The sequence below is a fragment of the Nisaea sp. genome (assembly GCF_017640745.1).
GTDB lineage: Bacteria > Pseudomonadota > Alphaproteobacteria > Thalassobaculales > Thalassobaculaceae > Nisaea.
This window is the reverse complement of record NZ_JAEPQA010000010.1, coordinates 124186-132545: the sequence shown is the minus strand read 5'-3', so window position 1 is coordinate 132545 and position 8360 is coordinate 124186. Positions and strand designations below refer to the sequence as shown.

At 60.9% G+C, this 8360-nt stretch carries 10 protein-coding genes; 7 read left to right on the top strand and 3 right to left on the bottom strand.

The genetic code is table 11. The annotated features are described in order from the left end of the window. Positions 1 to 535: M20/M25/M40 family metallo-hydrolase (locus JJ959_RS09320; RefSeq protein WP_292882513.1), on the top strand; the 535-nt coding region annotated here is incomplete at its 5' end. Between the two features lie 66 nt (positions 536 to 601). On the opposite strand, the gene JJ959_RS09315 is transcribed toward JJ959_RS09320, so the two are convergent. After that, the gene (locus JJ959_RS09315) at positions 602 to 1213 is read right to left on the bottom strand and encodes a PAS domain-containing protein (protein ID WP_292882510.1); all 612 of its coding nucleotides are present in this window, start codon (positions 1211 to 1213) and stop codon (positions 602 to 604) included. Between the two features lie 222 nt (positions 1214 to 1435). Here JJ959_RS09315 and JJ959_RS09310 point away from each other — a divergent pair, with 222 nt between their 5' ends. Further along, the gene (locus tag JJ959_RS09310; protein WP_292882508.1) at positions 1436 to 2290 is read left to right on the top strand and encodes an FkbM family methyltransferase; all 855 of its coding nucleotides are present in this window, start codon (positions 1436 to 1438) and stop codon (positions 2288 to 2290) included. 91 nt (positions 2291 to 2381) lie between these two features. Then, positions 2382 to 3605: a PLP-dependent aminotransferase family protein gene (locus JJ959_RS09305; protein WP_292882506.1), complete on the top strand. Its 1224-nt coding sequence runs from the start codon at positions 2382 to 2384 to the stop codon at positions 3603 to 3605. A gap of 27 nt (positions 3606 to 3632) precedes the next feature. On the opposite strand, the gene JJ959_RS09300 is transcribed toward JJ959_RS09305, so the two are convergent. Continuing rightward, complete coding sequence (locus JJ959_RS09300; protein WP_292882504.1) at positions 3633 to 4016, bottom strand: hypothetical protein; 384 nt, start codon at positions 4014 to 4016, stop codon at positions 3633 to 3635. A 299-nt stretch (positions 4017 to 4315) separates the two neighbouring features. Between JJ959_RS09300 and JJ959_RS09295 the strand changes: the two genes are divergently transcribed. After that, a complete protein-coding gene (locus JJ959_RS09295) occupies positions 4316 to 5287 on the top strand; it encodes an MBL fold metallo-hydrolase (RefSeq protein WP_292882502.1) in 972 nt (323 codons plus the stop codon). A gap of 58 nt (positions 5288 to 5345) precedes the next feature. Here JJ959_RS09295 and JJ959_RS09290 read toward each other — a convergent pair whose 3' ends face one another. Beyond that, positions 5346 to 5855 (bottom strand): PAS domain-containing protein, encoded by a 510-nt coding sequence (locus tag JJ959_RS09290; protein ID WP_292882500.1) that lies wholly within the window; start codon positions 5853 to 5855, stop codon positions 5346 to 5348. A 228-nt stretch (positions 5856 to 6083) separates the two neighbouring features. Between JJ959_RS09290 and JJ959_RS09285 the strand changes: the two genes are divergently transcribed. The 3 genes from JJ959_RS09285 (at position 6084) to JJ959_RS09275 (ending at position 8293) form a co-directional block, all read left to right on the top strand. Continuing rightward, positions 6084 to 6557, top strand: a complete 474-nt coding sequence (locus JJ959_RS09285; protein WP_292882497.1) for a YHS domain-containing (seleno)protein — start codon at positions 6084 to 6086, stop codon at positions 6555 to 6557. An 86-nt stretch (positions 6558 to 6643) separates the two neighbouring features. Next, on the top strand, positions 6644 to 7528 hold the full coding sequence (locus JJ959_RS09280; RefSeq protein ID WP_292882494.1) for an NAD(P)-dependent oxidoreductase: 885 nt from the start codon (positions 6644 to 6646) through the stop codon (positions 7526 to 7528). A 180-nt stretch (positions 7529 to 7708) separates the two neighbouring features. Continuing rightward, positions 7709 to 8293: a PAS domain-containing protein gene (locus JJ959_RS09275; RefSeq protein ID WP_292882492.1), complete on the top strand. Its 585-nt coding sequence runs from the start codon at positions 7709 to 7711 to the stop codon at positions 8291 to 8293. Positions 8294 to 8360 lie beyond the last annotated feature (67 nt).

Here is an 8360-nt window from a genome sequence, read left to right as displayed (position 1 = left end):
CTACCAGGCGGCGCAGACCTTCGTCTCCCGGGCCATAGACCCCTTCGAGAACGCGGTGGTCTCCATCACCCAGTTCCACGCCGGTACCGCGAACAACGTGATCCCGGGCGAAGCGGTCTTGAACGCGTCGGTGCGGACCATGACGAAGGCGACCCAGGCTCTGATCAAAGAGAAGTTCCAGAAGCTTTGTGACGGGCTGGCGCTCGCCAATGGCATCGAGATCGACTGCGTCTACCGCGAGGGCTATCCGGTGACCTCGAACCATGACGCGGAGGTCGAGCGGATCGTCGCCGCGGCGGCGAGCGTCGTTGGTGTGGACGCCGTCGATACCGATACCGATGCCCTGATGGGGAGCGAGGATTTCTCCTACATGCTGGAGGAGCGTCCCGGTGCCTATATCTTCCTCGGCGGTGGGGACGAGACCCATACCCACTCGGTCCATCACCCGGAATATGACTTCAACGACGAGACACTGACAACCGGGGCAAGCCTCTGGGCTGCCCTTGTCGAAGCGGAACTGCCGCGCGCAAGCTGAAGTCGGCTCGAGCCGGTCCCGCTGGGCCGAGGTGCCGCCAGAGACCGGCTCAACTTCGCTTCCGAGCTAGCATTGGAGATTTCGCTTCGGGCTGTAGCGGTCGGCTAGCGGCAGCAGGCTCTTGTGGTGGCGTTCCAGGTCACCGGTCTTCAGTTCCAGCAAATAGAAATGGAAGCCTGGATCCGGCGCTGCGGGAGGTGTCTGGTCGCGCCGGAGCCCGCTTGTGGAACTGAGGGACAGGGTTCCGAGTAGTTGAACCTCCCCTTTGCGTTCGATCGGAAGGAGCACCCGCTCGAATTCCAGATGCTCCTGACCCGGCAGGAGCACATAGCCCTTGAAGACGCAGATATATCCGTCCAGCACCTTGAAGAAGAAAGGAGAGACCTCTGGATAGATTTCCGCCGGAACGATCTCGTCGAGATATTGGCCCGTATGGTTGGAACCGAACAGACGGTTCACCTCTTCTCCGGAAACGCGGTAGCGAAGACGTTGCGCGTCACGCTGCAGGAGGTAGACGTAAGGCAGAAGTCCCGGAACGCCCATAGGGTCGAACATCGGAATCGGTCCAGGGTCCGCAGCGTCGCTGAGTGCGCTCCAGTGCGCGGTGATCTCGGCCGTTTTCTGATAGCGGATCTGTTGTCTGGAAAGCTCGAGAACCTTTTGCGAAATCGGACTCATCAGGCTGCTCCGTGATGTGTTCGCTTCAAGGTTCCCGGAAGACCTTAGTATTAAGTAAATTTCGAGACGGATTTTTCAAAAATACAATTTTTCTGGTGGGATCAAGTCTTCGGATGAGCGGTGTTCCCGGCGCCGTCGGACGCACGGCTTTCTGTTGTATCCCGATTGCCGGGATGCGAGCTTTCAGCCGGGATGACGCACCGTGGACGTGAAAGGAAAAGCATGAGCCAGGGAACACCGTCGCTGATCGAGATGCTTGGGATCGATACGACGATCAACGTCGTTGATGTCGGCGCCAATCCTTATGGGGGCAGCGGGTTGCCTCCCTATGATGGCCTGCTGAAGCGCGGCAATGTCCGCCTTGTCGGCTTCGAACCGAATCCCGAGGCGCTCACGGTTCTGCAGTCCCGGAAGGGTCCCAACGAGACCTATCTTCAGCATGCGGTCTATGACGGAAGCGTCCAGACCCTGAGGTTGTGCCAGGCGTCTGGAATGACGTCGCTGCTGGAACCCAATATGGCCGTTCTGGGCGCGTTCCACGGGTTCGACCAATGGGGCAAGGTTATCGGCCGGGAAGAGATTGAGACTGTCCGGCTGGACGATGTTGCGGAAATCTCCGACCTCGATTTCCTGAAGATCGATATCCAGGGAGGCGAGCTTGAGGTCTTCCGGAACGGCACGAAAAAGCTCGCGGACTGTCTCGTGATTCAGTCCGAGGTCGAGTTTCTTGAAATGTACGAAGGCCAGCCGCTCTTCACCGACGTGGATCTGTTTCTACGTGAGCACGGCTTCGTGCTGCATCGTTTCGTCGAACCGACCAGCCGGACGATCAAGCCGCTGGTCGTCAACAACGATCCCTATGCCGGTCTTAGCCAGCTGATGTGGGCGGATGCCGTCTTTGTGCGCGATTTCACCCGTTTCGGAGAGCTGGCGCCTGAAAAGCTGCTGAAGCTTGCGCTGATCCTGCACGACATCTTCAGCTCCTTCGATCTCGCCCTGCGCGCACTCCTCGTTCGCGACGCCATGGTCGGCGAGCGTCTCGGGCAGACCTACCTGCAGAAACTTCAAACCTCCTGATCAACATTGCCGTGCCGGACGCGCGCTTGTGAGTGCGCGCTATCGCGGTCACGCTTGTCTGCGGATCACATCATGGGAGGGGGAGAGTGCGATGACATCGCCTCAGTTCGATTTCGAGAAAGTGGTGCGTCAGGGCCTTCCTGCGCCGGCCGGACGGTGGAACGGTTTTCCGAAGTTCAATTTCGTCGGCGGACACAATGCGCCGGAAAACATACCCACGGCGGATCTGATCGCTGCCGTGACGCGGGTGCTGGAGCGGGAAGGCAGTACGCTGGCGACCTATAATCTCGAGAGCGGCCCGCAGGGTTACAGGCCGCTACGGGAGTTCGTCGCCGAAAAGCTTGGTCGCGATGCCGGGATGACCTGCAGTGCGGACGACGTGCTCATGACTTCCGGGTCGCTGCAGGGGCTTGACCTGATCAACGCCGTGCTGCTCGCGCCAGGCGATACCGTTCTGATCGAGGCCGCGACCTATGGCGGAACCCTGACCCGCTTCCAGCGTCTCGGCGTGACGGCGGTCGGGATCGGCCTCGACGAGCACGGCATGCGGATGGACGAGCTGGCGTCGGCACTGAAGACGCTCACCGCCGAGGGCCGCAAGCCGAAATTCATTTACACCATCCCGACGGTGCAGAACCCGACCGCCTCGATTATGCCTCTGGAACGGCGTCAGGAACTCCTGCGACTCGCGGCCGAGTACGATGTCCCGGTGGTCGAGGACGAATGCTATTCGGATCTCATCTGGAGCGGGGAGCGTCCGCCGGCGATGCATGCTCTGGACGACAGCGGCCGGGTCATATTCGTCGGTTCCTTCTCGAAATCCATCGCGCCGGCTCTCCGGGTCGGCTTCGTGGTCGCGCCCTGGGCATTCATGGCGCGTATGCTGCCGCTGAAGACCGATGCCGGTTCAGGCGCATTGGAGCAGATGGTCCTCGCCGAATATTGCCGGGAGCATTTCGTGAAACATGTCGGGGCCCTCAACAAGACCCTCAAGGCGAAATGCGATGCGCTGGTCGAGGCGGTCGAGGCCAGTTTCGGCACCGCCGCCGAGTTCGAGCGTCCGCCGGGCGGGATCTTCCTCTGGGTGAAGCTTCCGGCCGAGGTCGATACCTCCTTGCTCGCCCGGGAGGCGGCGAAGCACGGCATCGAGATCAATCCAGGCGCCGAATGGTCCATCGAGGGACCGGATGCCAAACGCGCGCTCAGGATCTGCTATGCCAATCCGCCGATCGAGACGATCCGAAAAGGCGTGGCCGCACTTGCCGAGGTCTGCCGAGAGCAGTTCGGCGTGCCTAAGACGGTGGCGAACCGCTAGGTCGGCGCTTCCGCTCCCGCCTCGGGCTCAATCTCCGAGGCGAAGTTCTGGGAAGAAACCGAAGATGATTGCCAGGATAAGGAATATCAGGGCGGAGACCATCGAGTATTCCGCAAACCTCCTGTAGGTCCGATAGAGGATCTTGCCAATGACACGTTGGGCGATCCTCTTCGGCGGCCGGTCTTCTTTTGCCAGAATGATCCAGAGCTCGGTCTTGCGATAGGGACGGGTTGGTGCCCTCAGGGCATAGTGAAACAGGACAGCCGCTGCGATCAGGCAGAGGATACATCCGGCCCGCGCTGCGACTGCCGGCTCATAGCTGAGGCTCATGACGATGCAGACGATCGCAAGCGCGGCGAACCCGCTTGCCCGTCCAACGGAAATGATGGCGGCGTTCTCGATCGCTTCCATGCAATGCGCTCCGCGCGCTGCCTTTCGAACTGCAGCTCAAAGCAAGTAGGTCCGGGCGTTGCCACGGCAAGCGAGTTGGCGCCAGTGCATCTGCATTTCGGAACCGCCCCCTGTCCGCACGATCCCGTTGCCATGTCTGGCTGAAATAGCCCCGGGTAAAATCGCCTTTGAATTTCAGACAGTGGAAAGGGCCGTATTCATCCTTGCCGTGAGCTGGTTGAGTGAAGGCGTGAGGAAAGTCCGTACCGGCCCGGGCGGGGGGCTTCACGTTATTCCAAGCATCTTTGGAGGAGGGAGCGATGGTTCTCAAATCACTGCGTTTCGCAGGCTTTGCATTTGGCCTGCTGGGGCTGGCCGCGGCTTCGGCCGCTGCCCAGGAGGTGAAAGTGACGCCACTCGGCAGCCATGACGGGGAATTTTGCCGCTTCGACAGGGCCATGATGTTCGAGGATCCCGATGGCACGCGAATTCTCTATGATGCCGGCCGCACTGTCGCGGGGGCCGGGGATCCGCGGCTCGGCAAGGTCGATGCGCTGCTGGTGAGCCACATGCACGGCGATCATGTCGGCGACCGCCATATCGATGCGGTCAATGCTGGCGAATGCGGCGCGCCGATGATGGGCACGGTCGCTGCGCCGAACACCAACACCGTGAATATCGCGCTCGAGAAATCGGCGCTCATCGTCACCGGAAGCGAGATGCCGAGCTTCTTTGCCAACAAGCTGAAAGCGCTGGGCGGCGATTCGAAGAAATCGCAGCTGGTCCGCTTCGGTGCGTCGCGCAAGGTCGGCGGCGTCACCGTCACGACCGTTCCTGCCGCGCATTCGAACGGCGTCAACGGTGCCTTCATCGAAGGCGAACTCGGCAAGCTGCTCTCGTCCGCCGGCCTGACGGCCTATGCGGGGCCGCCGACGGGTTACGTGCTGACCTTCAGCAACGGGCTGGTCGCCTATCTCTCCGGTGACACCGGCGTGACCGCCGAACAGCGCACGGTTGTCGGCGAACAATACGGTGCGGAGCTGGTCGTCATGAATATCGGCGACACTTTCACGACCGGACCGAGTGAGGCGGCTTTCGTCCTGAACGAGCTGATCAAGCCGGTTTCTGTCATCCCGTCGCACGCGAACGAGATCGGGACCAAGGACGGCAAGGTCATCGCGGGCACCAAGACCGAGGCCTTCATGAAGGCTCTGAAGGCGCCGGCCTACCTGCCGCTGAGCGGCAAGACCCTTGGGTTCGATGGTACCGGCAAGTGCGTCTCCGGTTGCTAGACCGGAGCCGGAAGATCGCTACAGGAAATGCCGCCGGGTGACCGGCGGCATTTCCGTCTCAGGGGATGTCGGATCGCAACAAAGCAGGCTGTGGCTTGCTTTCCGCCGGCATATGGTTCGTGAAGTTGAAGACCAGCAGGATGCGCTCGACCCGGCTCGGCGTTCCGAATGGGAGTGCCAGCGCGGTAAAGAACTTGTCGGGTTTTTGTGACCAGTCGGCGGATCCGCCGACAAAATAGGCTGCGCCGTGATCCCGGCACTTGATCATGCGTTCGCGGGCGGCGTCGGCGCCCGCGATCTGACTGACCTTCTTTCCGGTGAAATCGCGTCCTGTCGCGGCACGGATTCCCGTTCCCGTGATCCGCACCCTGAAATCGTCTTCGCCGACCGGTTCGACGACGGCCAGAACAGGGAGCGCGTCGCGGGGAAACTCAACCGGGTCGAGTGCGGTTTTCGGAGGGAGCTGACCATTGCCCCGAGCTTGCAGCCAGTACTCGTACATCGCTTTCTGGGCGTCGTTGCTCAGATCCCCGGCAGAGAAATCACTGATTTGTTCTTGTCCCGTCATATGCCCTCGGCGCGTCGTGCTTCTGCACGTTTCTGTCGTCAGCAAAATCTGAACGCTATTCTGATTCAATCTGAGCGATATTTCGATCCGTTCGCGCCGCAATGTATTCACGCGGCGGAACCGAGCCCACGGAGGCGTCGCGCCAATGTGACTTGGTGTTGAAGGAGCCCTGTCACACATTCAGCGCTGTCGAACCGAGTTCAATCACTGCAAGATTGGAGGACGGCCATGTCGCGCCTTCCCGGATTCCGCCCTGCTATCCTTGCGGCCTGTGTGCTTGCGGGAGGGTTTTCGCTGGGGCCGGTGCCGTCTCTCGCCGCGGAGGACCCGGTCTATACCGGTCTCCTCTCCAACGTCGCGGTGGGGGGATACGACCCGGTGAGCTATTTCTCCCCGGGTGGTCCGGTCAAAGGTTCGGCCGATTTCACGCTGACTTACAAAGGCGCGGAATGGCGCTTCGCCTCGGCCGGGAATCGCGATGCATTCAGACAGGGTCCGGAGCGTTATGCTCCGCAATATGGTGGCTATTGCGCCTGGGCCGTGGCGCAGGGAAGCACGGCGAAGGGCGACCCCGAGAACTGGAAGATCGTGAACGGGAAGCTCTACCTGAACTACAATTCCGACATTCAGAAGCGCTGGGAACAGAGCATTCCGGAAAACATCCAGGCTGGAGACCGGAACTGGCCGCGCGTGCTTGAGTGAAATGCCGGATCGGCAAGGTTCCGCACCTCGCCTCTGACCGATAGCTCCGCTACCCTCCTCGAAACATCGAATGAAGGGGGGAAACGATGGCAGAGAAGATTGGTTTGGTTGGGCTTGGAAACGCCGGACTCGCGGTTGCGACGGCATTGTTGCGGCATGGGCCGGTTGCGGGGTTCGACCGCTCGCCCGAACGCCGGCAACTCGCGGCGAAGGACGGTGTGGAAGTCGTGGAGCAGCTTTCCGGGCTCTCCACTCCGACACCCTCGCAGATCGTACTGTCGCTCCCGAAACCCGAAGCGTCTCTGGAGGTTGTTGAGACGATCTGCGGTTGGTCGGATAAGCCGTCGCTGATTGTCGAGACCAGTACGGTTACGCCAGATACCGCGAAACGGTGCGCGGCGCTGTGCGAGAGCGCCGGGATTGCCTTTGTGGATGCGGCGATCGCCGGTGGCGTCGCCAGCATGGCCGCAGGCGAGATCACCTTTTTTCTCGGCGGAAGCGAAGAGAGCAAGGCGTCGGCGCGGCCTTTGCTGCAGTCGATCGCCGCGCAGATCTTCGATCTCGGTCCGGTCGGCGCGGGAATGGGCACCAAGGTCGTTAACAATGGCGTCATGCATGCCGTCATGGTTGTTCTGATTGAAGCCTTCGCCATGGCGCGGAAGCTTGACGTCCCGTCGGAAACGCTCGTCCAGATCCTCAACCGCGAGGAAGGGCTGCTGCGCCCGCTGGTGCATCGGGTTGGCGAGCGGATGCGGGACGGCAACTATCAGGCCGGGATGTCCGTGACCAATGCCCGCAAGGACTCCGTGCTCGCGCTCGAGACGGCGCAGCAGCTCGGCGTGCCTCTGTTCGCCACGCTGGCGTCTCACACGCCCTACGAGATCGCAGAGGCGAAAGGGATGGGCAGCCAGGATTACGCCGCCCTGGCGAAGCTCTGGGAAGACTGGTGCTCGATCCAGTTCAACCGCTAGTCGACGATATTCCAGGGCGGGGTCTCCTGGGTGCGGGTAAATTCAGCGTTTATTTCTGAAGCGTCTTCTGGTGGCGGGAGACCGTCCGTGTTAGGACCAGAACGGTTGGGTTGACCGGACTGCCCGACCCACCGATCGCCGGTCGGCGAAGGATATGTCCCAAAGGAGCGCTGCCGTTCGATGACTTACGGTGACTCGGGTTCGCAGGTCGGAACTGAACTCGATGCGATCTCCGGACGTATGCGGACGCAGACCCTTCAGGTCCTGCTGCATCATTGGCGGACGATCAAGGGCCAGCTCCTGATGCCAAGCCGGCGGCAGATCGATCCGGTGGAGTTCGGATCCATTCTGCCGCGGATCTGGCTTTGCGACTACGAACCCGAGAGCGACAGATTCCGCTACCGTTTGACCGGAGAGAAAGTCGCCAAAAGGTTCGGGCACAAGCTCTCAAAGCATTATCTCGATGACAATACCGACCCGGACTATTACCCGAGGGTCCATCGCTATTACCGAAATGTCGTCGATCTCCCGGCCGTGCTTTACATCTACGGGAGGCTCTACGCCGAGACCGCCAATCCGATTCACGGGGAGCGGCTTCTGCTGCCGCTCTCCGAAGATGGACGAACCGTCCAGAGCGTTATCGGGGCGACTGCGGAAATCCCCCGCCTGGAGGTGGATGGCGAGCGATTTTTGCCTGAATATCAGAAACATATCTATGTTACGCTTGAAACAGGGGCGGTTGTTGAAGAGACTCTTCCCGTGTAGATCGAGCTCCGTTTGCGGTTCTTTGACGTTAACCGTCATCCGGTTCGTTGGTAGTCTGGTGGGCGCA

Bases quoted from the DNA above. Each gene is read 5' to 3' on its own strand.
- JJ959_RS09295 (WP_292882502.1), top strand. From the start codon at position 4,316: ATGGTTCTCAAATCACTGCGTTTCGCAGGCTTTGCATTTGGCCTGCTG.
- JJ959_RS09315 (WP_292882510.1), bottom strand. From the start codon at position 1,213: ATGAGTCCGATTTCGCAAAAGGTTCTCGAGCTTTCCAGACAACAGATC.
- JJ959_RS09275 (WP_292882492.1), top strand. From the start codon at position 7,709: ATGACTTACGGTGACTCGGGTTCGCAGGTCGGAACTGAACTCGATGCG.
- JJ959_RS09310 (WP_292882508.1), top strand. From the start codon at position 1,436: ATGAGCCAGGGAACACCGTCGCTGATCGAGATGCTTGGGATCGATACG.
- JJ959_RS09280 (WP_292882494.1), top strand. From the start codon at position 6,644: ATGGCAGAGAAGATTGGTTTGGTTGGGCTTGGAAACGCCGGACTCGCG.
- JJ959_RS09300 (WP_292882504.1), bottom strand. From the start codon at position 4,016: ATGGAAGCGATCGAGAACGCCGCCATCATTTCCGTTGGACGGGCAAGC.
- JJ959_RS09285 (WP_292882497.1), top strand. From the start codon at position 6,084: ATGTCGCGCCTTCCCGGATTCCGCCCTGCTATCCTTGCGGCCTGTGTG.
- JJ959_RS09290 (WP_292882500.1), bottom strand. From the start codon at position 5,855: ATGACGGGACAAGAACAAATCAGTGATTTCTCTGCCGGGGATCTGAGC.
- JJ959_RS09305 (WP_292882506.1), top strand. From the start codon at position 2,382: ATGACATCGCCTCAGTTCGATTTCGAGAAAGTGGTGCGTCAGGGCCTT.